Origin of the sequence: Prochlorococcus sp. MIT 1306 (genome assembly GCF_047304515.1) — a bacterium.
In the GTDB taxonomy this organism is placed as follows: Bacteria; Cyanobacteriota; Cyanobacteriia; order PCC-6307; family Cyanobiaceae; genus Prochlorococcus; species Prochlorococcus marinus_D.
Genome location: NZ_CP138959.1, coordinates 677,053 through 701,536, shown reverse-complemented (window position 1 = coordinate 701,536; position 24,484 = coordinate 677,053). Strand labels below are relative to the sequence as shown.

The window sequence follows — 24,484 nt, the reverse complement described above, 5'->3', positions numbered from 1 at the left end:
AGCATGAATTTCAGTCGTCTAGGCGACGCAATTCGCCAGCGAGGCCAAATCCAAGCAAGCAATGCAAATAAGCCATCGCTCTAAACATTGGCCCTAAGCATGCAGCGGCCGACGCGAGCACCTTTGCTAACACAAAAGATCTGGTATCGATTGACATCTCCCCTGCCTCTTATCTCTTCCTTGAGCGATGGATTGATGCCAAAGCTGTCGCCAGGAGCAGGTCGCCCATCCACACGTCGACAATACAGGTGTACTATGCTTGCTCACGTTGCCGATAGAAACACCATGGCTGCAAGCACGCCAATCCCCAACAACCCCACCACGGGTAAAGCTTGGACACGCAATGAACTGCTTACAGAGCTGGAGGTAGAGCGCAAAAGAAACTCAGAGCGAACAGGTGGAATTGTCTCCTGGTCTGAGCAAGTTTCAAATGTGCAAGCTCGTTGGCGCATCCATCTCAAAGAGTGGACAATCCTCACCCACCAAGTTTACGAACTGGGCCGCGAATGCCGCGTCTTTACAGAGACCCGCCTGCTCGCGAGCACGAGTACCTCTCTAAGGCGATCGAATTGACACCAACTAGCAAAGACAAAAGAATGCCGATGGATCAGGAAGGATTAATGCTGTGACCGATGTCATTTTTTTCTGCGCATCATCGAGACCATTGATCATGAGCAAGACAACTCGAACCATGCCCTACTAAATCCACCGAGAAGGTTCCAGAGAGCTGATGGGTCAGTCAAGGCTCATTGCCCGCGGGAGATGAACATGCTTTTGCCGCTACTAATCGCACTACCCCTCAGCCCTTCAACAAGGCCTGGTTGTCGCTGGATTGAAGGCGTCGTTCCCAGGAGCCTTCAAGATCAATTCGCTTGTTGATGCAAACCAAGAGCCCTAGTCAAAACCAGGGCTTTTCCTTCGTCATCTGCAGAGTCTCTAGGCCTCGATCCCATACTCAATTGCGATTTGATGCAGCTCATCGAGCGTCAATTCGGAAAAATAACTCCGCAAGCAAAGCAAGGATTCAAAGCTCTCTAAGGTGCCACCACCTTCTTTAAGCAGCAATAGTCGAGCCAATGTCATGGCGAATTCATTCTGGGTCATGCGGCGAGCTCTTCTGTGAACTGAGGGTCTGGGTCTTCCCCGCATGGAGTCGTCAGCTTTTGCCATCCATCAAGAAGCATCTGACCACATAGTTCAAGGGCTTGATCCAAAGGAAGCCTCAGGCGCTGTTTCATCTGCGATGGAGTTCCATCCATTTGCGCACTCCATTGATCAACAAAAACGAAGGGGTTTCTGATCCAACTGTTGGCATCGCGGTGGAAGCGATAGCAGAAATGGCCATCAGGGCTGATGAGCCAGCCATTGACCTGTTGCACCGGAGGACTTTGCATGACACAAGCAAAAGTACACCTGTACTAGCCTCGCTCCAGTGTTCTGTCAATAGTGGCGATGGGCGACGCGCTGATCTTGTTGGTTACGCCCCTACATGCCCTTGATCAGAGCGTCCTCCGGACGATCGCGACGACCCGAAAACCCATTGCAAAATCGCGCTGTGAGATTTGCGCCTTGCCCAGGCATCAAAAACACTCCTTCGCAAAGCTGCCCAACTTCACGCAACGCATCTGGCCTGGTTCGCAAAGGTAAAGCCCGTCCAATAGAAAATTTTGATCAACCCCATAGCCAACATTGAGCACTGCAACGACTTGGCAGGGCAAGTTGCTAGAAGCTATAGACAGCGCTGAAGAATGCAGAAAAAATTTTCACCACAACAGAATGAGAACCCACCAAGTAAAGCCTCACTTGCCGCGGGGGCTTTACTTATTGCGATGATTTAAAAATCATTACCTTAAGAGCACGTATTTGCCATACTATCAATCAGTTGAGCCCTGTTAGTTTAGTCAGGACAGAGTTAATGATGACATTCCTTGGCTTCATGATGAGTTTTCTAATCAGTATTTCACCAGTAGTCCCAAGTGCATTAGCTCCTGAGTCAACCTCATTTACATGTGATGGAAGTCTTGTCGAAGCAACAATCTACAACAATGAGAATGGAGCATACAGCAGAGTAGAAGCATATGAAGAGCTTGATGCTGGAGCTTTTATCGTGATCAACCTAGAAAATTCAAAACTGATGCTACCAAGAACCTTCAACGTTGGCGAAACCAGTTTTACTGATGGCAAATGGTGGTGGAGCTATGAAGATCATCAACATCCAACCTTCCGGGGTCTTACACCACTCGGTGAGGTTCAAGAATTCAACTGTGAAGCTCTATAAGCTAACTTTAGCTTAGGAATGGCTACCACCTTGTCTCGTGAATTAGTCTGTAATTAGTGACAGTCAAATGGATAGTTCCTAAGCTTTGCTGCAAATGATTCATGCAAATTGACAAAGAATCACCCCCAGTAAGCGAGGCATACACAGAACAGCGCTTAAGAAAAATCAGCGCAAGCAAACTAGTGTGAGGGATAGGAGATCACACGTCCTTTTAATGAGCCTGCGTCGACCTGGTGCCATTGCTGTAGGGGTTAGTGGGTCTGCTGCTGTTGCGTTGTCGCTGTTGAAGGAGTCTTACCAATGACGAAGGCGGGGTTGAAAGTCAAAATCAATGAGTTGCCAGAGAACCACATCTCGATAGAGCTAGAGGTTCCAGCAGCACGCTGCAAATCAAGTTATGACGCAGCCTTATCGCGCCTAGCTAGCGCGATAAGGCTGCCAGGCTTCCGTCCAGGAAAGATTCCGAAGCAAGTGATCATTCAGCAGATCGGTATCGCACGTATCAAAGCAGCAGCATTAGAGAAGCTGATCGATATGACATGGAAGGAAGCCATCGTTCAAGAATCAATCGAACCAATTTCTGAGGCGCAGCTCAAAGAAGAACTTCAAACTCTTGTGGATCGCTTCAGTCCTGAAAAAAGTGTGACATTTACTCTTGAAGCAGAGGTGGTTTCAGCAAGCAAACAGGAAGAAGAGTGAAAAGCAAACCGGTCAGAACATGAAAAGAGTAAAGAGACAAAGAAGATCAGAGCATGACTAATAACTGTTGGCAATCTTATGGGGGGGGACTAAGTTATGGATTCCAATTCAACGCAAGATGTTGGTCAGCTAGATAAAAATTGAGGATGATTGACTCATGAATCCAATTAAACTGGTTGAGATCACAATCGTCAGATTCATTTGCCACATTAGCTCCGCCGCGCAGTTGTTCTGACTAATCTCTTCTGCAGTTGGCTTGATACCGGTGAAACGATCTGAACTCTTGAGAGTCATAACAGGGGCGGCAGTGTTGAGTATCAGCCAATGTCTTGGGCGCCCAAGCCAAGCCTTGGCAATGGAGGGAAAGCTTCCTGCTCTAGACGCTCAAGCCCCAGACTTTGAGCTAGAGGCCGCTGCTCAAGAAGGTGCGCTAGCTGAGAAATTAAAACGTGATGCCTTTCTAGGCAGTTGGCTGGTTCTTTACTTCTACCCTCGCGACTTCACCAGTGGCTGCACACTCGAGGCGCGTGGATTCCAGCGAGATCTCTCAGACTTTAAAGCTGCAGGTGCGGCTGTGGTTGGAGTCAGCGCTGATGGCACCGAAGAGCACGTGAGCTTCTGTAGCAGCGAAGGCCTTGGATACACACTGTTGTCTGACCCAGGTGGAGTCGTAAGCGAAAAGTATGGATCATGGAATTCACCATTCAGCCAACGTCACACATTTCTGATTGATCCCGATGGCATCCTTCGCGCTCGCTGGGAAGACGTAAGTCCATCCCGCCACAGTCAAGATGTGCTGCGAGCGTTGAAGGGACTTCAGCAGTCATAAATGAATCGCGAGAGAAAGAGACCATCTACCATCTACCCAAACGGCGAAAAACTTATCGCAAACAGGCAAAATAATAGCGCAAATATCTTGAAATTACCTGAAATAATTTGCACACCGGAAAGCGTTGATACTGTAAGGATTCATTCCTTCTGTCAAGCAAGTCTGAAACTAGATAGAATGGTGCACTGCTCCGCATAGATGAGGCAATGGTCTTTAATACTGCTCAAAAATACAAGACAGCTAAACATTTCATCTGGATAACTTCTCCTAGAATCAGCTTATTGAGTTTTGCTCTGATAGTAAGCCCTTGGTCTAATCCTGCCCTAGCAGAAAAACTAGTTCCAATAACGTCCTCAGAAGGAATGGTCTTGTTGCAAACAAGCAAGTCTGTATCAGATTACGGCTCGTTAATGGAAGCTTTTCTGACCCAGTCAAACCTTGCCTATTGCGGGGTTGCCAGTGCCGTAATGGTTCTAAACAGCCTAGCAATCCCGGCACCTCCAGTAGATGGTTTCAGAAACTACCACTTCTGGACCCAAGACAATATCTTCGACTCGGATTCATCTCAAGCAGTAATTAGCCCAGCCAAAGTCAGGCGTCAAGGCATGACACTTCAAGAGCTTCAAAAGCTACTCAGTCATCATGGTGTTTCGTCAAAGCGTTTACACGGAAATATCCTTAGTCTGTCAGACTTTAGATCGCTTCTGAAAGCTAATCTTGACGATTCAAGTGATCGCTTGATTGTCAATTATGACAGAAAGGTTATTGGCCAAAAAGGCGGTGGACACTTCTCTCCACTAGCAGCTTATAACGCTGTTACTGACAAAGTTCTAATCCTAGATGTTGCCAGATATCGCTATCCTTCTGTATGGGTAAAAACACATAATCTATGGAAAGCAATGCGAACATTAGACGGCATATCAGGATTACAGAGAGGAATGCTCGTTATTGAATAGCGTGCAAGATTAGGAAGAATCATTTATAAAATCAGTGCCCATGACACTTGTCCCTTTTCGGAAAGAAATACTAATGCAATAGATCAATCATTGTGCCTATAAATTCTAACTTGACAAGATTATCCCTAGCCAAGAGCCAGCAGAACCATGAGATGAAACCAATCCGGGAGAATGCTGATCAAGTGATTACCCAGTAGCCACTCCAGTCGGGCTTCATGCCATCATGTCGCCCCTGAGGATCGATCTCCAGGACGACTGAATATCCCTGTAGACGGATGATCGCGGCATGATCATCCTTGTGGATCTGATCCATCGGCTCGAACCAGCGGCGACGTGCCTTGCCCTTGGCAATTTGAGCTGAAGGTGCGACCACAAGTTCCAAATGATGCTGTTCAAGCATTTCGCCAGCCTTATAACCTCCCAGATTGATGAACCAGAGCTTGTTGGCTTCGTTTGCATTAACTTTGCCGGCGCTAGCCATTGTGATCCGGTAACCATCCACGAAGCGGATGCGCATGTAGCCATCCACATGCAACCCTCGAGGATTGCCAATCCATTGTGATTTCAGCTGGGGAACTGTTGATTCAATCGTTTCACCCACCACCCAGCGCACATCGTGCATCTCCACGTGTGCTCCGCGCATCCTCCCACCCAACACGACAAGGTAGAGATTCATCTCTATAAAAGATTAATCCAGGAAAAGATCATTTTTGATGCTTAAAAATGAATACTAATCGGAAGCTTCACTTAAGCCAGCATGCCAAAAGAAAAGACCAAAAAATAATACGAAATAAGGCTATCAGCTATTCCTTTTGAGGCTTCCAAAGCAACAATACAACCCAAAGAGTAGATGAGACAACGATCAATGCCTCAACAAGATATGTGTGCATACTAAACCCTCTCGTTCTTCCCAACCTTAGCAAGCATTTTCAAGAAAAGAAAGCAAAAATGCTTAAAACGGATTAACGGGTAAAAATTTGAATTAATCCCAATATTCAATCATGAATCTATCCTTATTCCGTTCATCCTTGATCTACGAGCAAAGCCTCCTGGAGTGAAGAGCCGGGGCCTATAGGAATACGAATAACAACAAACATCGAGATTAATTGCCAACAGACTAGAGAGGGACAACTCGCTCTAGAAATTTTGTTAATCCTATCGATCAAGGCGATTCATTATTGCGCGCACGTTTTACCGCTAAACCAGCTTCTACAGCAGTTGTTGCAGCTACAAGCAAGAGACCCATAAGACCCACCAGTTGATTTCTTTGATCATTAACAGGATCAATGTCTTGACCCAAGACGGCACCAATCACAATCCAAATACTAACGACCGCGGAAGTAATCCAATAAGCCTTCCACCTACGTTGGTAGAGGTAGCCAGCTCCAATACCTGGCAAAATATTTAATGCAACAGCAACCCAACCAGCAGAAGATGCAACAATTTGATCTTTGGTCGACTTATCCATGTGAAAGTGACAAACAGCTCATATCATAGCAAATCAAAATGATGCAATAGACGACATGCAATTAAGCATAAAGAGCCATGCCGGCACAAGATAAAAGCAATCTATATAAATTTAAAGCAGATGAATGTTAAACGACTAATTTACTTGGCCCTCCTCCTCCATCAACAAATATAATACTTCTAAGTCTAGAATGGATTCAGCAACTTTACGCCTTAAAGAAACGAGTGATTCAGGGTCCATAGCAGACTCTGCAATCATCAGCCTTGCCTGTTGAACAGCATGCTCTAGGTTTCTAACTTTAAGCTTGCAAATGTGCTTATTGGCTTTGCACTGCTGCAGCGTATAAGAGTCAATCATAAAATCAATACATCAATCAAGGCATGCATCAAACAAAGGGAATCTTAGTTTTACTCTCTTTCTATTTTAGCTCTCATGAAAGAGTCACTGTTTAATTTTCAACTCCTCCTAGCAGTCCTAAGATCATTGATAACAATAGAGTGCCTTAGCCTTCGTCTTTTGTATGAATCATGGCCCATTAGGAAAAAGCAATACTCTCAGGAAGCAATCAAACACTAGTTCAAACTAATGAAGAGGTCATGGATTAGCAATCTGTGCATAGAGTCTGGATTAATTGTAGCCTTCATGCAAAGAGTTTCGTCTTATTTACCAACTAAGATTGCTTCCTTTGTTGGCTTTACTGCAGTCAAGGCTTTGTCGCGATCACTGCAAAAAATGGATCTCCTTTGCCGCCTAGCAACCCCAAGACACCTGTTGAGCGAGTCTCCTCTGCGATGATCTCAGGCTTTGGCCAACCCTGAGCCATCAGCACCCTAGAAACGTAGGTGAAATGATCACGGTCATCGCCATCCCTCCAGATCTGCGGAGCTTTTGTGAAAAACATACGATTCGAGAAGGCAACGATAACTTGGCCCTTCGAGCGCGTCACACGCAATAACTCCTCAGCCATATCCTCAGGCTGCTGAAGGTATTGCCAACCTGCAACGATGAGAGTCGCATCAATGCTCTCATCCTTAAGCGGAATGGACTGGTTGAGATTGAAATTCTGAACCCAATGGCTATCAAGCCGGTTGTTGGCCACGAGTTCCTTTTCATTGAGGCCATGGCCGATCACACGGTCATAGATGACGTCATCAGGCAGGTGAGACACCCAGCTCGACATCAAGTCGAGCACTGTGGAGCAAGACGGAATCTTCTCGCGATAAAGCTGCGTCAAACGCCCCCGAAAGGCCTCGTCCAGATGATGAACGAAACGAGGCTCAGCATAAAAAAGCACGTCATCGTTCTGATCGAGCTTGGAACGTTGATCGTTTCGAAGAACTTGAACCGCCAAGGGGATTGCGAAGCGATGCTCAGTCTCGCCTGCTACAAACCATTCCGCGAGTCAATAACCTCAAGGCCTCACAAGATTCAACTAAGCTAATATCCGCAAAACATGTTCACTATCGTCGACTTTTGCGAGTTTCTCTATATAGATCATGTCAGTGCTAATCCACTCGAGCAGATGAATTTGAAGCTGCCACAGGGGAACTTTTAGTAGCATTATCAGTTAATTTTCTTACCAACCATTGCAGCTATTTACAGGGAATAGAAAGCCCCCGCACTAGCAGGGGCTTCATGAATCGCCACTGAGCTTGTAGTGGTTCCTCCTTGCCATAAAAATTTTGTCATGACGAGCGCGAGCAGGTCTCCTTTGCTGCGGCAGGTTCAGCGATAGGTGCCTTGATCGCTTGCTTGGCTTGCGGCAGTGCTGTTTGAAGCGCCTCAATCTGTGCTTCAACTTTGTTGACTGAATCGAGCAAATCGGCCCTTACATTCTCGAGATGAGAAACACGTTCTGCGTTCTGGCGATCCTGATCAGCCTTGAACTCAGAATCACTGATCACAGAAACGCGAGGAGGTGTTTTATAGAAGCTTTCACTAGAGAAAAACTCGTCAAAGAGGGAGTACATGGTGTTCTATGAGAGATTTTTACAGCTTGGTCGGCGTAGATGCCTAGACCGAACAAAAACAGTACGGAGAACCAGGCCCGGTTGGGATTAAAAAGCCACTCCAAAGTGATAGTTGTACGGTTTTCGCCAATCAACTTGCATCGGGGAATCGATGGCTTGATCAAAAGCACTCCACAACAGCTGGACCACGTCGTTAGAGGCACTCCCTTGACGGTGATGCTCATCAGCGACGCAGCAAAAACGACTGAGATCTCTTTTTTTCACTCCTGCGCGTGAAAAACCTCATCCCTATGGGGCAGAAATGCCCCTCCCCAAGGCATTCTCTAGTTGCAAATCTGTGGATCCCACCGCTCCATATCAATGTCAGGGCCTTGATCTAGAGGTCTGATACTACCTTCTGACCGCCATCCCAGAAAGGCATTTTTGTGACTGCATCAGTTCGTTCATGCCGATCACCACGTTGCGCATTGGCTCATCAGTGATGCCTTCCACGCCAATTTCACCATTTGCCGATTGGCCATCCGCTCGCCAAATCTCAAAGCAATAGACGGGCCTTTGAGGATCAGCCAAGCGGATGGCCCTTGTTTTGCAAGGGTTGATCAATGCTCACTTGATTGCGTAAATGTTCGATCACTCCAACATCATCAACCAAGTGGTAAGCACGAATACATGTCTTTGGATCATTGCCTACATCGGTTTTTTCTGGATCATTCATGATCTCTATGCGTGGAGATACAGCGACTCACTCCCTTGGGTGCCCGGATCATCCAAGGGTCTTTCCTTGCTCACGCACGAATCCATAAGTTGATCTGGAAGGAACGGCAGAAGCTTTTTTCGATCAACGTCAGTCGATCGTGTTTAAAAACCAAGTTTTGCAGCTCTGGCGACTTACACTCTCAACTCAGGTTTTTCCATATTTCTATGGAAGGCCATAGTTTGTATTAAGCACTTCTAAGCAATAGCTTCTCTTTATGTTAGCCAGACAAAAGAAGTCTAGATGAGCATCAAGGTTTTGAATTCCCCTTTTGAAATTATCCTTACAGAACTCTAAGGTTAATCTTTAAGGATGCCTTGGTGGAAGCTCAAAAACATCGCAAACACTATGATACTTTGCCCCAAAGTACAATCATCAACAAGCCTAATATATGCGATCGAACTCAAGCAGCTGTCTTTGCGATCAAGCATAGCTGCGTGGAGCGGGAAAGGCTCAAAGAGGAATTAAATTGATAACAAATACTGCCAATCAGGCCATAAAGATAGTAGACAGTATTAGAAAGCACCATTTTTGATCATGGCGATAGATATTGATTATTTTGTCTATCAAAAGAAAGAAGTTATCTCTTCGAAATCATTATATATTCAACGGGATCACCAGAGCCTTTCCCCCCCTAGGGTCACAAAGATTTCAGCCACTAAAGCCTTACTTTGGTGACCTCGGCCTGAATCGCTGATGGTCCAGTGGAAACCTTGATCGGACGTCTGGTGAAAATCTCAACACGAATGCCCGCGCGAGTAATCGCGATTAAAGCCTTGCTTAAAAAGGCTGTGCTCAAGATAACGGCCAGCGGCCAACGCCAGGCCAGCAACAGCTCAAAAATGCCCCTCATCTATCGCCTCAGTTAGGAGCTAGTCGTAGCTCACCTCACCTATAACCAGCAAGCCCTGAATCATTAGTAGCAACAGTTCCGCCTTCGCCTTATTTTCTATGCAAGAAGCCCCATCTGATGCGCATGACTGAATTGCCTTCGACTTAGCTCTTCCTTTCAACATCTACCAAAAAGTAGCTCTTAGCCTGTAGGCAAGCCAAAACCAAGGCTAGGCAAGAGAAATTTGATTCAAACGATCAGCATTGCGGAGCTAATCAAAGAACGTATCTCGTTCATTCGCCACTCGGCCAAAAACCTCCCCCCAAGCCCCTTGTTCATGTATTGGTTTTGATGCGGACTAATAACAGCAGCAAAGTATCGCCACAAGCAAAGGCTCAGTTCTTCACTCGAACCCCATTGACAATTGCTGGCCTATGCTCATGATCGCCCCTGCTTATATCAGCAAAGACATGGCACCTCAGAAACATTCCTGATGGCTTGACCTACATCCTCTTCGATTCCAATCAAGTTCTATTCATCACTGTTGCAACGGCAAAGGGGGTTGAACTAATTCAAAATGCTTACTCAGCTAGCCAAGCAGCGAAAATAATCATTCACTCTCACGAATTAGGAAGGTTTGTAGAATAACTGAGTAACATCAACCACCTGAATTCCCATAAGCTCCTTCGATCGGGAGAGAATCAGGGACCCAGAAACGGAGAGAGTCTCAATCCAGTTCAACTCAATAAGCTCTAAGCGATGGCGTGCAGGCTTTTAGCACCATTCCTAATCCAATGGTGTCTCCCTTTTGATTCCCCGACCAGACCCTCACCATGCAGACCCTTGACTGGATCTGGTTGCTACACCCGATTTTCGCCGTAGCCTTGATCTACCCCCTACTGGGGGTAGTCCTAAACCTGTCACTTCAAACCCGCAGTCGTCGGCTAAAACTTCAAAACGAAAGTCCAGCCAATGTCGGGAGTATGCACAGCAATCTCGGGCGATGGCTCTCAGCCGGAGTGATCGCAATCGTGCTGCTTGCTCTGGTCGTGATGATCAGCACTGAACATCCGCTAACAGAGTTTGAGGGCGGTCTGATCCGTGCTGGATTGCTTCTACTGGTACTCATTGGAAGTTGCATCGCTTTGCTGACAACCTGGCGAGACAAAAGACCCGCCTATCGAGCAGGCTTCTCCTTACTCTGCTGGGCAGGTGTCATCGTCCTTGGGATGCAGCCGGAAGTATTCCGCCTCGGTGACAACCCCCTCAAAGCAGAATTCTGGCAATCGCATTTCTGGGGTGGCATTGGTCTCGTTGGGCTGATGCTGTTCTCGCTGGCATCCCGACAAGAAATCCTGCGTGATCTGCGCTGGCGATGGCTGCACATCACAGCCAATAGTCTTGCGGCGGTGATCTTCCTGGCAGAAGCAATCACCGGCCCCAAAGCCCTACTAGAGATCCCTCTGAACTGGCAAAAGCCTTACATCCAACAGGCAAAAGCCGAGCGGGTAGCAAATTACACCCCGAATGCTCCTAAGGCGTAAGGGTTGTTGTGCGCGCCCAGGCACCAGTTCTGGAACAAACGTCATGCCGCCAAACAGATCAAAGATGAGCTCTAAGCCGTCCTGGTCTTTCGACTGATGCCAATCAAGCGCTTGCCATGGTTTCAATTGGGAAAGAAGGCGTCCATGCCATCAGCGTTCTTCAACCTGCTTAAACCAAGCAAACAAATGCAGGAGTTCTGCAAACAAAAGATTCTCAAAAGGAATACAAATGATCACTGTTGCCAACTCAATTAAGCACTCAATCAGCTCTCAGAGCTAAGCCGATAATCAACGAGAAAAGCGAATCCATATAGAATTACATCGTGTGGTGAGTGAAGGCACCAAGACACATCAAATGGCTGCTGAAACGGCTGCTGTGAAGGAAGCAATCAAATTGGAAACGCTTGGTTGAGCGTTTTTCATCAGCGAAGGTTGACCATGAACAAAGCTTGCAGTGCAACGCCTTGTAGACATGAGACATCAATGCCTAAAACCGGTTCAGTCTGCAGTGCCAGAGCGCTGGGATCAGGCTCATTGCTGAACTTGATCGAGCCACTGCATTTCTACAGAAGCGAGCAGAACATATGTCCAGCGGAGAAGGACGAAAACAACACGCCTCCACTGCCCTAAGGGTGGGTACGAATAAGCAAAGCCCGCACTAATCGCGGGCCTTTTTCATGCTCTTCAACAAAAGCCTTCACTTCCTTTGATGGTTGAGGCGATTGATGCTGCTAGACAGAGCGATTTAAATCTTTAGCCAACGGGACTATTGATCGCAGCCCAAAGGAATAGAGAGACATTTGCGGCAATTGCCAAACCTACGGAGGAAACCTTTTTCATGGATCATCCAGGGAACCCTTCCACTGCAGCAAATCACGATGTGCCTTTGCCAGAGTCTGTCAGTAAGCCCTCACAAGGATATGGAAAGGAGGCCCACTGCTCAATAGAGGAATGGTCACTGATCCTGAAGTTGATGTGGCCAGGAAGAGCTTTGAGAAAGGTTGGTTCTTGTGCATTCGCTCACTTCTTTGAACAATTAGTGGCAACTCCATACTCAGCTGAGCAAGGATGTAAATGATCAATTGAATGGCTGGGCTAATGAGCCGCCACGGTTACACCATCAGCTATCGCGATGCTCAGAGTCATCGGTGCGAATTCTGTGCCTATGCGAATGACTCTTTTGAGGCCAGACAGGTTGCCATGGAAACGATCAAATTCGTCCATGAGCATCCAAATGCGATTGATCACATTCTTCGCTCAAGCTAGGACAACAATTTGAGCCCTAGAGCTCAGCCTTCTTCAACCATCCAGCTGGTGGCTAGAGGTCAGGGATAGACTTGAAACTCTTGCACCTTGTTTAGGCTATTTTTGAATGACAATTCCATATTTAGCGTACTAACTAAGGAATAAGAACTTATCGCCCTGCCGATGGTGTAATTGTGGCCATGGTTGATTACCTAGGTGACCACTTGCCGCCCAAAGATTCGTTCGCTTCCCTTCGGCCGAAACGCACCCAGAGACAGAACAGCTCATAGGAACTGGATCTCAACTTGACCAGCTGGGATTGAGCGTTCCAGCGCCAGTGAAAACCATTCACACAAGCGAGCAGAAACGTCTTTCACCATTTTCTCGGAGCACCGCTTGCACCACTAACAAGAAACTGGAGCTAGGAGGTATGGCTTCAGTTGAACCATCAAACCGAGCAGATTCACCGCCAGCTCAATGTGCGCCGATAAGCAATGGATGCGTCAATGCTGTCGAATCTCTAATCGCAAATCAGCAAAAAAACATTCCCAGGAGACTCTTCTTGGACCCAACCAGCAGACATTAGCCATCAAGGCAAGAGCTACCAGGAAGGATCAGCTGCTCGATTGGAGTGGACTCAACGTCTGCGACTACGACGACGTTGCTGAGCCTTGCGTTTGTACTTCTCGACTGGGGTCTCGTGGTGACGAATGCGCTTGAGATCAGAAAAAATCCCAGCCTTAGAGACTGCTCGCTTAAAGCGACGAAGGGCCGATTCAACGCCCTCATTCTCCCCTACCGTGACCTGAGCCATAAGCAAATTCAACCAATCAACGAATTTACCAGGCCACCTCTCGTTAGCAATTCACCAACACAACAAAAAGGTTTGCGGCATCACCTTGAGAATTGGAGATCTGATCAATAAAGCAAGCCTATGCAAGGCATCAGGATTTGGTATTTCCATTGATCCAAGGCCACTCCTGTCGGTACTTTTACCTACATGAAGAAAAGCCAATTCAAAGCCAGGAACAGCGAGCTCTACGAGGCCATCCTGATTGCCTCAGAGAGGGGCCATCTTTGGGGTCTCGATCGCTCCAGAACAGCAAACCAGACACGCCTGGTTCCTGATTTTCACCAACACCGCTAGGCAGTGAACCTCTGATTGCTCACTTCAATCTGGCTCAACAGGATCATTTCGCTCAGACATTCCTTTGCTGATTCCGCTAAGACCTTAGTTCGCTACAAATCGGTCGCTTCGATCCCAAGAGGGACCAATTTGACAACCAAATACAAAAGGCAAGTGTTGTTTACGAGACAGATACCCGTTTAGGAAAATGTCTTCTCAGGCAAGCCATAGTCCGCTCAAGATCCACTGCTGCATCCTGCCAAGATCTAACCAGGCAAATCTGCCAAAACCCACCCTGGTTCTACTGAACTCACCACTTGCTCAGAACGACCTACACCCTGAGCTCTTGTGATGGGCCCACACATCTTGAGAAGTTCTATCAGAACAAGGACATATCAAGGCAGCAATGACCCCCATCTAATTTGCCAAACCTCGTCCCAATTACTTCGAGTAAAAATCATGGCGAACGGGTTTCCAAACGCATAAAGCACACCCGCCGGCGACAGGTTCAGGGGGACTGTTGTCACTCATTCAAGTTAAGAACGCACAATTGATGTGAATAAGTTGCGGCACAAGTCATGTCGGCTACTTGCTCAGCTCATGCTTGGCGGGTATTCGTTCATCAGATCTCCTGAAGCCAATCCGGGCAGCGAGCCGATACTAGCCCGTATCGCACTACTGCAGATCTAAACAAGAGAAGATTGGTAATCATGCGCTTCAGTAATACTTAAGCGCTTAAGCCTTGTGTGATCTATCAGCTCTTAATCAATCACTGAAATCCTTTAACTCGCTATTTAAGCCTTTGCTTCACTTAGCCCAAATACTAATCAGGCTATTTCGCTGAAAGGTGTCTCAGCAATAGCTTTGTGGTGGGCAATCAAATCCAATCTCCACTCAGAGAATGCTGCCATTGCAGAAGAAATAAAAAAAACAAATAAAGTCAAAGCCACCGATGGGTCAATTCAAGCGTTACAAACGAACCCAACAACTGCTGAGCGATGGAGGTGCACTAATTAGCAATGGTCACTTTGTTTAGTCCTACGACCAATATGGTGCTGGCTGGATGCAAAAGACCTGTAAAGAATGGTCATAATATTTTGAGTTAAAAGTGGTTTCTTGAGCATTGAAAACACCAACTTAAAACAACAAACCTGATTGCGAACACCGCTTAAGCATCCATTCTCAGACCAGGTAACTTAATAACCATAAACACTATGGATTAGGCATGAGATGTTGCCTAATCTATTCCTTAAAGAAAGAAAAGTATCGTTTAGGATTGGTTTATTTCTCACCTTTTCTTTTGATCACCTGGCTTCTCCTGCGTCCAATCGAAGATTCCCTGATAGCCACCAAATGCCGAGCTAATCCCGAACATCGCAATGAATAATACTCCGACAACCACAATCACTCCAATCGTCAGTGGACTCAAGTCAAGAGCCATCGCGAAAACAAGAGCACGCATGACGATCCGCAAGACATCTTCATCATCCTCTCAGATCGAGGTCAAAGCCGAAAAATTAAGCAAACTAAATCCTTGCTCACGTCTACCAGGAAAGCTGCGGACAACTGGCACGCTAAGGCTCGCTGGAGCGACCCATGCCTAGGATGGATTGAAATCAAAAGGGAGAGGGAACCTTGGGGACCATCATGGGATTCCGCCTCAAACTGCATGAACAGGTAATCAATCAATCCACAGGAGGCAATACATCGATATTCAATAAGTTAAGTGGCGCAACAATTGCTGTTTCAATCTTTTTTGCAGTTCTAAGCACTGAAAATCAAATTGATTTTCAGTTTGGCGGACAAATAGATGCCATCGATTGGATCATTGGCTGTCTGTTTTGCATTGAATATTTTTGTCGAGTGTGGACTGCCCCACTTGAGGGCAAATATGGAGAGGGTATAGAAGGCACGATTCGCTACATGTTCTCACCAATGGCCATTATTGATCTGATTGCAATTATCCCCTCCTTCATAGGCGTAAGAACAGAACTAAAGATCCTGAGGATTATTCGCCTTCTTACGATTCTAAAGGTTGGCCGCAGCGAAAGATTCAAGCAAAGCATGCTTCATTTCAACTATGCACTCAGATCCAAGAGCCAAGAGCTGCAGATATCTACTGTTTATACATTATTACTTTTACTCATTAGCAGCACATTGATGTATCTTGCAGAGTCATCTATTCAGCCTGATCTATTAGGTTCAATACCAAGATGCCTCTGGTGGTCAATTAATGCAGTCAGCTCAGTGGGGCATGGAGATTCAGTGCCAATTAGTGCGGTAGGCAAGATTATCGCTTCAGTAACTTCTCTTATGGGAATTGGCGCCATCGCCATACCTACCGGAATTCTTGCCGCAGGTTTTAGCGAATCAATTGCTGTGCAAAAGAATAATCTTGAGGAATCTGCTCAGGAAAGCATTACTTAGGAATCAACACACGGCAATTTGTTCATAATATCAAACAATCAAATCCTTGTTTTCAGGCAAAAGTTGAAAGATGAGAGTTTTAGCTGTAGTTGGCTAGATAAAGTAAGGCATCTCTATCTTTCAGCCTATTCTCTTCTAACCAATCAATTAGCCAAAGGTGCGCAGCCTCTGCAAACGAAAATCACAATGTTGACTTCTGGCAGAAGAGGCCACTATTGCCGAGGGAAGCTTCCTATAAGATCGCCAACTATGAGTTAAATAGACCAACAATTGCCATCACCAGAAGAACTGCGCTGGCAAGGAGGCTAATGGCAAAGCCTGGCCCTCTCAGCTTGGCCGCTTTCCAATAGCCAATGCCATAAGCAATACGTGCGCCCACCCAGATGAAGCCAATCAAGCAGGCAACAGACGTGTTGCTAGAAAGAGCTGCTAGCCAGAACACCGGCAGGAAGAACATCATCTGTTCAAGAGTGTTCTGCTGAACACGTAGCACTCGCTCAAATTCTTCTGGCCCACTCGTTGCTGGAGCTTTTACTTTGTGCTGGCTTCGTGCAAATGCCACTGCAAACATGGTTCCTTGGTAGACGATCGCGGCAGCCAAGGTGACAACGGCTGGAAGCACAGGAATGGTCATGAAATTGGTATCAGCACAATGACTTTAAGGATGCCATCTGAATTCCAGCCTTGATGGCCAGCGAGTGGGGCTGTGCCTCTCTGATGAAGAGCAGTGTTTGTCTCTGCATAGCCGCTTGGTTCAAGCAACTAGCTGACCAGAGCCACGACATTCATAGTTGCCCAACTGAGGGGAAAGCTCCTCCATGAAATCGCCCAATTGACCAAGGTGATCATCATCGTTGAACTAGCGGCTGCCATCCCCCCTCAATTTCCCTAAAGCCCAACAAAGAGAGAGTCCTGTCAGGCTGTCTTGGCAAGGGATCGGCCTACAAGATCTTATGCATCGAAATTCCGCAAAACCTCAAAATATGGCTCCACACAACCTGGCTTCAGTCTTTATCTGAGAACTGACGCTGCAGCACGATATCCAGGCCTGGCGCAATCGGTCTGAACTCCCTAAGTCTGGGGCTCCAGATAGCACCACTCGCCAGCTCCTCCATAGTCGCCAGGGTCATATCCTGACCCTCAAGCAACTGCAATAGTTCAAGGGAAACACACAGTGGCCCTCGAAATACATGTACCACAAGCGTGCTGCTGTGGTTGCTGAACCAAGGAACGAGGAGATTTTCAGGTGCCCAGTTGATTTCCTCGACAAGTTCACGCTTCACGGCCTGAAAAGGCGTTTCCCCTGCATTCAAGTGACCTCCAAATAATCCCCAATGACCTGGAAACAAGATTCCTTCGATGTCATCACGAAGCTGAAGGAGCCAGCGACCATCCCTTTCCAGCACAGCAAGAGAGACCTCGTGCGTCATCTCTTCATTTCGAGAAGTCGTTACCCATAACGCCAGCCTGCCGCACCCTTGTACTTAACGTCTTATAGACCCGCCCAAAGGTTCAAAAATTCGGCTCATCAGGTTTTGTTCTGTAAACAGATGAGTTATCCAAGGCTATTGACCTTGGAGAGGGCGTGACCACCAACTTTCCAATCATGGGCACCACAGCAATCGGAAACAAAAAGCAGCTAGCCAATTCCTGGAATGTGGAAAGGGAGCTTGTTGTCAAATGCCACGAGCCAGCGCTGCACCGCAGGCACACGCAACAAAGCCAAAGGCACAACAATATTCAGAGCAATCCAGGCAAAACCAAGGATTGCGCCGATTCGTCCACTCTTCTTGAGCAAACTCTCTTTCGGCTGCGGTTCGTCCATCGAATCACCGCTCATCAAGCTTTCTGCATTATGCCCTCCACCAAAAAGGAGGCTCATTGCAGCCCCATGGGGGGGGGCTGATCAACAAAAAAAAAGACCCTCGCGTGACGCGACGGGCCTGGGTGATGGGGAGCTTTATTTCTAAGGGAAAGAGCTTATTGACGCAAGCCCCTACAAATAGCGCTTCGGCTTAAAGAAAGTACAAGGGGCACCAGTAGTAGTGTTTCTACGCATGGCAGGTTCAAAGCCTGTTCCTAGTGTCAATGTGGCTGGGCGATGGGGAGCAGTTGGCTTTTTACTTCAGTGCGCCTCCATCAAGCAAAGGGGCTCCTTTTTTCAATGCGCAAGGTTCAACGACCAACCACCGAGCCGTGCTGAACTGATAACCAGAACAAACTGACCCCATTGACTTTCCCCACTCTTCTGGCCTACTCCACAGTCGGCGACGCAAGCAATGCAGGCGTACTTGGCCTAAGCATGGGGACATGGATGATCTTGACGTTGATCTTCCTAGGCATCTCATCGGTTTACTTCATTCTGCTGTGGTTCAAGATTGCCCAGCAAGAATCAAGCAAGAAGGGGAGCAGCAGTTAAGCCTTCCTGTTTTAATTTAGACATTTCAACAGTTTAACAGTATTGCATTAACAGCAAAAATTAATCCTAGCTAAGTCTTTAGATCCTTTTCCGGCCGAGATCGTCTGCACGACCTAGCAGGCCTCAGAGCAGTCAGATTTACGCCCATATCAACCTCCGATTAGACTACGTAGACTAAAGAATCAGAGATCTCAGCTAATTAGAGCGATGGCTTTCTTTTGTTAGCACTATGTTCATAAAGTGTAGGCTGGCTTGAAAATAAGATGGGAAGTTTGTATTAACAAATAGTCTGGTCATTAACAGCAGCGGTGAGCATTAAGTGTCTTCAATACCAGACAGAAGCCGACAAGAATAGACAACCCAGACACAAACGGTCTACGAAGTCTCCAGTACTGAAATCTCATATTCATGCGGCTTCAATTCAACAATACAGGTGACAAGTTATTGATTCGTGCCTGTCACCGGGAACCCAACCACCAGCCACATATTGGTAGCGCTTTGTACTGGCTTACGGCTAGACTATGAGCAGCCAAAATATCAATACTTGAACAACACCTCTAGCTGGTACGATTTCTTTGCGGGCAATGCAACAATACTTACAGAGTTTACAGTCGCACTAGCGACAGTTGCTTGGCTCTATATCCTGAGACAGCGACCTAAGGATAAAGAGTAAGAGCAACTAATTTTAGAGACATGCTATTGCTATGAATTTATCACTTAGCACTTTAATCCTACTATTATTAGTGATGCAGGATAGTGTCAATGCTCAGGGATTTAAAAACTCAATCCGTCAATGCAGCCGAGAAGTATATGATCTAATAGAAGGAGAGCATCAATACGTATGCATCACTAAATCGGCAGTAACGCAATCAGAAGCTAGAGAGAAAGTCTTCATAGAGGAATGTAAGACCACATATGCACGAAGGTTTGACAGGTGGTCTAGAACTTTAGTAGAAAGAGTTGTCAAAGAAGAGTGTACCTCTAGGCCTAAGGATCCTGAAATAATTATTGAGTATCCCGAAGTCTGGCCCTAGCTCAATACTTATGGTTGAACACTACTTAGGAATAGTCCCTTATAGTAATAGCGACTTAAGTGTAAATATTCAAACTATTAAAAAAGAGAGTGGAGTCCTAAAGTTTAAGCGGTATGGATTACCCTCGCTTAATCATTCAAGCTAGTATTTCAGTCTCGCGGAAGTGATGCTCTTTTTCACCAGCAATGAAAACTGGGATAAGGGTGCAAATGTTACATATTGGCGAGGGAGCCATACGGTAGGTAGCAAGATCTTCCACTTAGCTCTCTTGCTATTGGCTGTTCTGAACTTCCAGAATAAATGAAGTGATAGAGAAATTGCCCCGGCAATGACTCCAGCCATAGTTTTCTTTTTTCATTCACTCCATTATCTAGCTTTGTCAAGTTCCAGGGCCTTCTCCTATGGAGCCCCTCAAAGAACGAGGCCTGAGTAGACCTGTCTAAGGGAGGGATCGCTAGTATTGAGTATTCCCTCCGATCGCGCATTGCAGGTTGATGCGCTTTCCTTCAAGCAAAGAAAATACATGAGTACATGGCACATCAAGCAAGACAAAGAGAAGACCACTACGCATCCATCCTTGAGGCCTACAACAGAGGAGAGCTTTGGCCGACAGGCTCATGTCGCAGCACAGGCTGCTCAGCAGAAATCCCAGTCAACATCGAATCGTTCCGAAAAAAAATCAGCAATGCTTCAGATCAAGCAACTGCAAGATGATCTCGATTGGCTTAGCCATTGGCATGCGTGATTACGCTCCGTCTTCCCCCGTGGCCTTGATGTGAATACAGCATTGATTCTTAGCAACGCGAAGAACGTCAGATGAATCTTGAGTAGGCCAAGCAAAAAGCACAAAACCTATGTAGCAAAACTGAACGACGAAAATGCCCTCCTTCACCAGCTCGCACCCCGGACAGCAGCACTACTGCATTATAGCGCTACTGTTATTCAGCTGTCTGGTCTGCTTGATGTTTCCCGACAGGAATCAACGAATCATTTGCATTTCTTAGACCATGCATTGATCCAGTGTTCAGCGAGGTCACTTCACAGCTAGCCGTCATGGCTCATTCATCAACCAAAGCGATAGTGCTTACGAACTGCCTGATGAACCTCCCAAATGCATGACATTCCAGCAGGGAACACCACCAGATCACCTGCACCAAAGCGCACGGGCTTTCCGCCTTCGGGCTTAATGGTCACCTCGCCTTCCAACAACAGGCATGTTTCCTGTTCAGCATAGGTCCAAGGAAAGGTGCTGGCCTCACATGTCCAAATGGGCCATTGCCGGATGTCCAGTTCATTAATTGTGCTCTCTGGACATGCAGAGGTAACGCTAATCGCCATGGGCGGGTCGAAGGAAAGCTCTCTTGAACCTAGTAGCAGACCTGATGAATTGTTTAACAAGAACACGGAGCGGAAGCTTCAGGTTTCTTTAAAGATGACGAATAGAAGCAAAGATACTAACGAGAACAAACTCTTATATGGAGCTAAGTTTGTCTCTTGAATGAGACAAACCAATCATTTGCTCAGTTATGCCAAGAGCTCATTCAACAGAATCAAACCACTTTGCGGTAGCAGCTAACGTGGATCAATCTGCGCTCCAACGCCAAGAGAAAGAAGATGAAGAGACGCTGCAGCAAGCAAAAACAGCCACTGCAAGACTTGGGGAAGTCATAGGCAGCAGGGCCTAGGTGTTGACACTGGTCAGAAAAGCTGCACATCAGAGATGCCACTTTATTAAGCCTATGCGTGTCTATCAGCTAGTATTCAACAATTGTTCTGTGTTTTCAGAGGTCACATGTCAAAGAAAGACTGGTTCGGCATTGGATATGTGTCTGCATGGGTATTGATTTGGGGAACCATAGGTTCTCTGATTGATTTGCCATTTCTGAACTCTGAAATCTACTTGCCAGGTTCAATAGGCCAAGTCACTACATTCATTGTCACAGCGATCATATCGGTGATCATTGGTGTATTGCTATATCCAAAGGTATTAGAAAATACCCTTATTGTCTCAGCATTAGGCTTGGATACTGACGAGAAAAAATAATTTCAATCCTCGAACTCAGCCTGACATAATAGAGACATGTAGGATTACTAAAAGGTCTATATTTATTTGCATACGAGAAGAGAATGGGTGAAATTAGACAGGTAAGAATGAAAATAAAGCCTCTAAAATTAGATCCATGGATTGTCGCAGCATTATTGATCTTCTCATCAACAAACGAAGGCTTTATCACTTCATTGGACCTCAAAGAGTGATGTCGAAAATAGTCAACATTGCAAAAAGCATACGAGGCAAAGGCAATCAGCCCCTACAATCATCCCCATAGAGTTAGGAGCAAGAATTCTGATCACTATTTACCTTCCAATCAATTATGGTAAAAAGCCATAGGAAGCATCATGGCTAGCAATAAGCGGATCAAATCAAAGACTTACTTAAAAAATTGAATTGCTTAACAGGCAAGAAAGTCATTAAATCATATCTACAAAATGCTGTAAGTGTTCACGGCAATGGATAGGATCTCATGGAAATAAATGCAGCCATTAATAATCTTAATGACATTGGCTTATTGCATGATTTGAGTAAGGTTTCAGCAGCAAAACTCGCTGCTGCAGAGCTGATCAAAATTCACCGCGCAGTTATTACTCAACAAGTGCTGATTGCTATTTTCAATAAAATAAAAAAATAAATTGGAATTAACTTTATTATTCAGGTGGTACGGTCTCCTTGTTGAACAGCATTAAGCAAGCCTGCCTCCAAGCGATCAAAGGCATCTATCAATTCAGCGCCTTCAAGCATCCCCACGCTGATGCGCAGTACACAACTCTCGTTCTTAAAACCAAAACTACAACCTCCAATCGTGGCAACTCGATAATCTCTTACCAGCTGACGCATCAAGGTGTCTCCATTGCAACCACAATCCACTTCAAGTAAGCAATAAAAAGCTCCATTGGGTTGATGTAAAAAGCGCCAGGGTCGATTGTTACTAGCGGCAAAACGCTTCAAGAGCAACTGATATCGACTCATCAATTGAGAGACATTCTGACGCACCCAATCAGAACCATCCAACAAGGCCGCAATCGCTGCTCGTTGGCAAAAACGAGGTGGACAGATCAAGACTGTGTCTTGAACCTTGGCCAAAGCCTTACTCCAGCCAATAGGAACAGACATATAACCAAGACGCCATCCGGCCATGCCATAGGCCTTGGAGAACGAATAGAGCGAAACAGTATGGTTCCCTGCGCCAGGAAGAGATGCAGGGCTCCAATGAGGTACATCACCAAACACAAAATCCTCATAAGCTTCATCACTGATGTGCAGCAAACCATGCTGGGCACAGATCCCATTGATGGCGGCAAGTAAGGTTTGAGGGAAAACGATTCCGCTTGGATTATTAGGGCTTATCGTGACAATGGCACGGGTGCATTTTGTAATCGCAGCCTCTATGAGCTCAGGGTTAGGTATTAAACCAGCATTCACAGGCACAGGCACTCCACCGGCCAACTGAATAGCCATAAAATGATTAAAGTAATAAGGCAGCGGAAGAATGACCTCATCGCCAGGGTCACAGAGAACCTGAGCAATGGCATGAAATGCCATGTTGCTACCTGCAGTGACCATGACCATGCTTTCGGCCAAATCCAAACCATTCTGGATCATCAATTTCTGCTTAATTAGCTCAAGCAGATCAGGATCACCTCGAGCCGGGCCATAACGATTGAGGCTTGATTCTTGATTCAAAAGAGCATTGTTCATTGCCAGTTTTACAGCAACGGGTGGAGCCCAATTCACCATGCCCTGTGCCAGCGAAAGGGTCCCTGGCGTCTTCGCCACCAACTCGTTAAGTTCTGGAATCACAGGATCCAGAACAGCATCGATCTGCGTGCCAGGTTGAGGGTGTTTGCTTGAGGACAAAGAGTTCACTTCGATCGAGTTAAAGGTTCATCCATTATTTACCAGAATGGAATGGAAATCTCAAATCACCAAATCCATAAGATATTGACCGACTAAAAGAGAAGAGCCACCTTCTCAACATGAAGTTATTAAAGCATTTATCATTCCTGAAATAATCCGTCTTACACGATGCAATCTCAGCCGAGTACAAGTATCCTACCTAAGAAGCCTGCCGAAATCAAACCCATTACTGATCGCGATCTGCTGCCAATAGAGGCACTCACAGATCAAAAACACCTGGCATAGAATCAACATCTGCGGTTCAATCAGACCTGTAAATGTTAGCAACAAAATCAATTAGTTCCGATCTTTATGTCTCTTCTAAACACTGCCATAGGAATCTTTACTGTTGCTAACCCTATTGGCAATCTGCCGATCTATCTTTCATTCACAGATGGAGATCAAAAAACCGACAAGGCAATCGCACGCAACAGTGCCTTCACCTTCTTGATCGCACTTCTCTTGGCTACATGGCTCGGGAATGATTTGCTGGCAATTTTCGGAATAAGCCAAGGAGCCTTTCAAATATCTGGTGGGTTAATTGTTATCCTGATCGGCCTTTCCATGCTCCGATCCAAACCACCAGAGGAGCACCATGACCCAGCCTCGATTGATCGGGACAAGAGTTCTTCAGGGAAAGGAATCGTGCCTATCGGCATTCCCCTTCTTGCAGGCCCTGGCACACTGACGATTGCAATTGCCGACCCGGTGAATTCTTCCATCGATGGCAAAATTTCATTGAGCTTAATAGTCTTACTACTATCTTTGATAATCTATCTTATTTTTGATGCAGCCGAGATACTTTCCTCCAAGATTAGTGTATCAGCCCTGCAAGTGCTAACAAAAGTAATGGGAATAGTGCTTACATCTATTGCTGTTCAGATGTTACTTGATGGCCTAAAAATCTCGTTCCCAAACATTTCACAATGAGCCTATGTATGATCATCAAGG

The 24,484-nt window shown here is 46.2% G+C and carries 32 protein-coding genes; 12 read left to right on the top strand and 20 right to left on the bottom strand.

Going from position 1 to position 24,484, the window contains the following annotated elements; all coding sequences use genetic code 11:
• Positions 1-10 precede the first annotated feature (10 nt).
• Positions 11-157 carry a hypothetical protein gene (locus SIB74_RS03670; RefSeq protein WP_156486068.1) on the bottom strand — a complete coding sequence of 49 codons (147 nt, stop codon included), beginning with the start codon at positions 155-157 and terminating at the stop codon, positions 11-13.
• 128 nt (positions 158-285) lie between these two features.
• Between SIB74_RS03670 and SIB74_RS03665 the strand changes: the two genes are divergently transcribed.
• Positions 286-573: a hypothetical protein gene (locus SIB74_RS03665; protein WP_231906011.1), complete on the top strand. Its 288-nt coding sequence runs from the start codon at positions 286-288 to the stop codon at positions 571-573.
• A 363-nt stretch (positions 574-936) separates the two neighbouring features.
• Here SIB74_RS03665 and SIB74_RS03660 read toward each other — a convergent pair whose 3' ends face one another.
• The 3 genes from SIB74_RS03660 to SIB74_RS03650 form a co-directional block, all read right to left on the bottom strand.
• On the bottom strand, positions 937-1,104 hold the full coding sequence (locus tag SIB74_RS03660; RefSeq protein ID WP_156486069.1) for a hypothetical protein: 168 nt from the start codon (positions 1,102-1,104) through the stop codon (positions 937-939).
• On the bottom strand, positions 1,101-1,394 hold the full coding sequence (locus SIB74_RS03655) for a DUF1651 domain-containing protein (protein ID WP_063395381.1): 294 nt from the start codon (positions 1,392-1,394) through the stop codon (positions 1,101-1,103). The genes SIB74_RS03660 and SIB74_RS03655 overlap by 4 nt, the downstream gene beginning before the upstream one ends.
• A gap of 91 nt (positions 1,395-1,485) precedes the next feature.
• Positions 1,486-1,620, bottom strand: coding sequence for a hypothetical protein (locus tag SIB74_RS03650; protein WP_255359798.1), 135 nt, complete (start codon positions 1,618-1,620; stop codon positions 1,486-1,488).
• A gap of 295 nt (positions 1,621-1,915) precedes the next feature.
• On the opposite strand from SIB74_RS03650, the gene SIB74_RS03645 reads away from it, so the two are divergent.
• The 4 genes from SIB74_RS03645 to SIB74_RS03630 all read left to right on the top strand — a co-directional run bounded on the left by SIB74_RS03645 (position 1,916) and on the right by SIB74_RS03630 (position 4,762).
• On the top strand, positions 1,916-2,278 hold the full coding sequence (locus tag SIB74_RS03645; RefSeq protein WP_063395382.1) for a hypothetical protein: 363 nt from the start codon (positions 1,916-1,918) through the stop codon (positions 2,276-2,278).
• 300 nt (positions 2,279-2,578) lie between these two features.
• On the top strand, positions 2,579-2,977 hold the full coding sequence (locus tag SIB74_RS03640; RefSeq protein WP_063395383.1) for a trigger factor family protein: 399 nt from the start codon (positions 2,579-2,581) through the stop codon (positions 2,975-2,977).
• Positions 2,978-3,242: 265 nt separating this feature from the next.
• Entirely contained in the window at positions 3,243-3,806 is a 564-nt protein-coding gene (locus SIB74_RS03635) for a peroxiredoxin (protein ID WP_063395384.1), read from the top strand.
• A gap of 206 nt (positions 3,807-4,012) precedes the next feature.
• Positions 4,013-4,762, top strand: coding sequence for a phytochelatin synthase family protein (locus tag SIB74_RS03630; protein WP_063395385.1), 750 nt, complete (start codon positions 4,013-4,015; stop codon positions 4,760-4,762).
• 178 nt (positions 4,763-4,940) lie between these two features.
• Here SIB74_RS03630 and SIB74_RS03625 read toward each other — a convergent pair whose 3' ends face one another.
• The 7 genes from SIB74_RS03625 to SIB74_RS03595 form a co-directional block, all read right to left on the bottom strand.
• Positions 4,941-5,438: a DUF1543 domain-containing protein gene (locus tag SIB74_RS03625; RefSeq protein WP_082818453.1), complete on the bottom strand. Its 498-nt coding sequence runs from the start codon at positions 5,436-5,438 to the stop codon at positions 4,941-4,943.
• 486 nt (positions 5,439-5,924) lie between these two features.
• Positions 5,925-6,230, bottom strand: coding sequence for a hypothetical protein (locus tag SIB74_RS03620; protein WP_063395387.1), 306 nt, complete (start codon positions 6,228-6,230; stop codon positions 5,925-5,927).
• Between the two features lie 703 nt (positions 6,231-6,933).
• Positions 6,934-7,581, bottom strand: a complete 648-nt coding sequence (locus tag SIB74_RS03615) for a methyltransferase domain-containing protein (protein WP_063395389.1) — start codon at positions 7,579-7,581, stop codon at positions 6,934-6,936.
• A 334-nt stretch (positions 7,582-7,915) separates the two neighbouring features.
• Entirely contained in the window at positions 7,916-8,200 is a 285-nt protein-coding gene (locus tag SIB74_RS03610) for a hypothetical protein (protein WP_063395390.1), read from the bottom strand.
• A gap of 390 nt (positions 8,201-8,590) precedes the next feature.
• On the bottom strand, positions 8,591-8,770 hold the full coding sequence (locus tag SIB74_RS03605) for a hypothetical protein (RefSeq protein WP_063395391.1): 180 nt from the start codon (positions 8,768-8,770) through the stop codon (positions 8,591-8,593).
• Complete coding sequence (locus SIB74_RS03600) at positions 8,763-8,915, bottom strand: hypothetical protein (protein ID WP_155728034.1); 153 nt, start codon at positions 8,913-8,915, stop codon at positions 8,763-8,765. The genes SIB74_RS03605 and SIB74_RS03600 overlap by 8 nt, the downstream gene beginning before the upstream one ends.
• Before the next feature lie 697 nt (positions 8,916-9,612).
• The gene (locus SIB74_RS03595; RefSeq protein ID WP_063395392.1) at positions 9,613-9,807 is read right to left on the bottom strand and encodes a hypothetical protein; all 195 of its coding nucleotides are present in this window, start codon (positions 9,805-9,807) and stop codon (positions 9,613-9,615) included.
• 812 nt (positions 9,808-10,619) lie between these two features.
• Between SIB74_RS03595 and SIB74_RS03590 the strand changes: the two genes are divergently transcribed.
• Positions 10,620-11,330: a DUF4079 domain-containing protein gene (locus SIB74_RS03590; RefSeq protein ID WP_063395393.1), complete on the top strand. Its 711-nt coding sequence runs from the start codon at positions 10,620-10,622 to the stop codon at positions 11,328-11,330.
• 1,095 nt (positions 11,331-12,425) lie between these two features.
• On the opposite strand, the gene SIB74_RS03585 is transcribed toward SIB74_RS03590, so the two are convergent.
• The 4 genes from SIB74_RS03585 to SIB74_RS03570 all read right to left on the bottom strand — a co-directional run bounded on the left by SIB74_RS03585 (position 12,426) and on the right by SIB74_RS03570 (position 15,163).
• Positions 12,426-12,554 carry a hypothetical protein gene (locus SIB74_RS03585; protein WP_255454309.1) on the bottom strand — a complete coding sequence of 43 codons (129 nt, stop codon included), beginning with the start codon at positions 12,552-12,554 and terminating at the stop codon, positions 12,426-12,428.
• 658 nt (positions 12,555-13,212) lie between these two features.
• A complete protein-coding gene (gene rpsU / locus SIB74_RS03580) occupies positions 13,213-13,389 on the bottom strand; it encodes a 30S ribosomal protein S21 (RefSeq protein ID WP_011130394.1) in 177 nt (58 codons plus the stop codon).
• A gap of 1,139 nt (positions 13,390-14,528) precedes the next feature.
• Positions 14,529-14,651, bottom strand: coding sequence for a hypothetical protein (locus tag SIB74_RS03575; RefSeq protein WP_413681772.1), 123 nt, complete (start codon positions 14,649-14,651; stop codon positions 14,529-14,531).
• Between the two features lie 338 nt (positions 14,652-14,989).
• Positions 14,990-15,163, bottom strand: a complete 174-nt coding sequence (locus tag SIB74_RS03570; protein ID WP_155728036.1) for a hypothetical protein — start codon at positions 15,161-15,163, stop codon at positions 14,990-14,992.
• Between the two features lie 185 nt (positions 15,164-15,348).
• Here SIB74_RS03570 and SIB74_RS03565 point away from each other — a divergent pair, with 185 nt between their 5' ends.
• Entirely contained in the window at positions 15,349-16,128 is a 780-nt protein-coding gene (locus tag SIB74_RS03565) for an ion transporter (RefSeq protein WP_063395396.1), read from the top strand.
• 247 nt (positions 16,129-16,375) lie between these two features.
• Here the strand turns inward: SIB74_RS03565 and SIB74_RS03560 are convergent, their stop codons facing one another.
• The 3 genes from SIB74_RS03560 to SIB74_RS03550 form a co-directional block, all read right to left on the bottom strand.
• Positions 16,376-16,762 carry an MAPEG family protein gene (locus SIB74_RS03560; RefSeq protein ID WP_011130397.1) on the bottom strand — a complete coding sequence of 129 codons (387 nt, stop codon included), beginning with the start codon at positions 16,760-16,762 and terminating at the stop codon, positions 16,376-16,378.
• A gap of 370 nt (positions 16,763-17,132) precedes the next feature.
• The gene (locus SIB74_RS03555) at positions 17,133-17,558 is read right to left on the bottom strand and encodes an NUDIX domain-containing protein (RefSeq protein ID WP_063395397.1); all 426 of its coding nucleotides are present in this window, start codon (positions 17,556-17,558) and stop codon (positions 17,133-17,135) included.
• Between the two features lie 209 nt (positions 17,559-17,767).
• The gene (locus SIB74_RS03550; RefSeq protein WP_156486072.1) at positions 17,768-18,010 is read right to left on the bottom strand and encodes a Signal peptidase I; all 243 of its coding nucleotides are present in this window, start codon (positions 18,008-18,010) and stop codon (positions 17,768-17,770) included.
• A gap of 348 nt (positions 18,011-18,358) precedes the next feature.
• Between SIB74_RS03550 and SIB74_RS03545 the strand changes: the two genes are divergently transcribed.
• Together SIB74_RS03545 and SIB74_RS03540 are read left to right on the top strand one after the other, a co-directional pair.
• Entirely contained in the window at positions 18,359-18,547 is a 189-nt protein-coding gene (locus tag SIB74_RS03545; RefSeq protein ID WP_156486073.1) for a cytochrome B6, read from the top strand.
• Between the two features lie 1,494 nt (positions 18,548-20,041).
• Positions 20,042-20,326 (top strand): hypothetical protein, encoded by a 285-nt coding sequence (locus SIB74_RS03540; RefSeq protein WP_156486074.1) that lies wholly within the window; start codon positions 20,042-20,044, stop codon positions 20,324-20,326.
• 320 nt (positions 20,327-20,646) lie between these two features.
• On the opposite strand, the gene SIB74_RS03535 is transcribed toward SIB74_RS03540, so the two are convergent.
• Positions 20,647-20,919 carry a cupin domain-containing protein gene (locus SIB74_RS03535; RefSeq protein WP_063395399.1) on the bottom strand — a complete coding sequence of 91 codons (273 nt, stop codon included), beginning with the start codon at positions 20,917-20,919 and terminating at the stop codon, positions 20,647-20,649.
• A 454-nt stretch (positions 20,920-21,373) separates the two neighbouring features.
• On the opposite strand from SIB74_RS03535, the gene SIB74_RS03530 reads away from it, so the two are divergent.
• Positions 21,374-21,625, top strand: a complete 252-nt coding sequence (locus SIB74_RS03530) for a hypothetical protein (RefSeq protein ID WP_063395400.1) — start codon at positions 21,374-21,376, stop codon at positions 21,623-21,625.
• 478 nt (positions 21,626-22,103) lie between these two features.
• Positions 22,104-22,268 (top strand): hypothetical protein, encoded by a 165-nt coding sequence (locus tag SIB74_RS03525; RefSeq protein ID WP_156486075.1) that lies wholly within the window; start codon positions 22,104-22,106, stop codon positions 22,266-22,268.
• 20 nt (positions 22,269-22,288) lie between these two features.
• Here SIB74_RS03525 and SIB74_RS03520 read toward each other — a convergent pair whose 3' ends face one another.
• Positions 22,289-23,503 carry a pyridoxal phosphate-dependent aminotransferase gene (locus tag SIB74_RS03520; RefSeq protein ID WP_063395401.1) on the bottom strand — a complete coding sequence of 405 codons (1,215 nt, stop codon included), beginning with the start codon at positions 23,501-23,503 and terminating at the stop codon, positions 22,289-22,291.
• 342 nt (positions 23,504-23,845) lie between these two features.
• Here SIB74_RS03520 and SIB74_RS03515 point away from each other — a divergent pair, with 342 nt between their 5' ends.
• The gene (locus tag SIB74_RS03515) at positions 23,846-24,463 is read left to right on the top strand and encodes a MarC family protein (RefSeq protein WP_063395402.1); all 618 of its coding nucleotides are present in this window, start codon (positions 23,846-23,848) and stop codon (positions 24,461-24,463) included.
• The last annotated feature ends 21 nt before the right edge of the window (positions 24,464-24,484 follow it).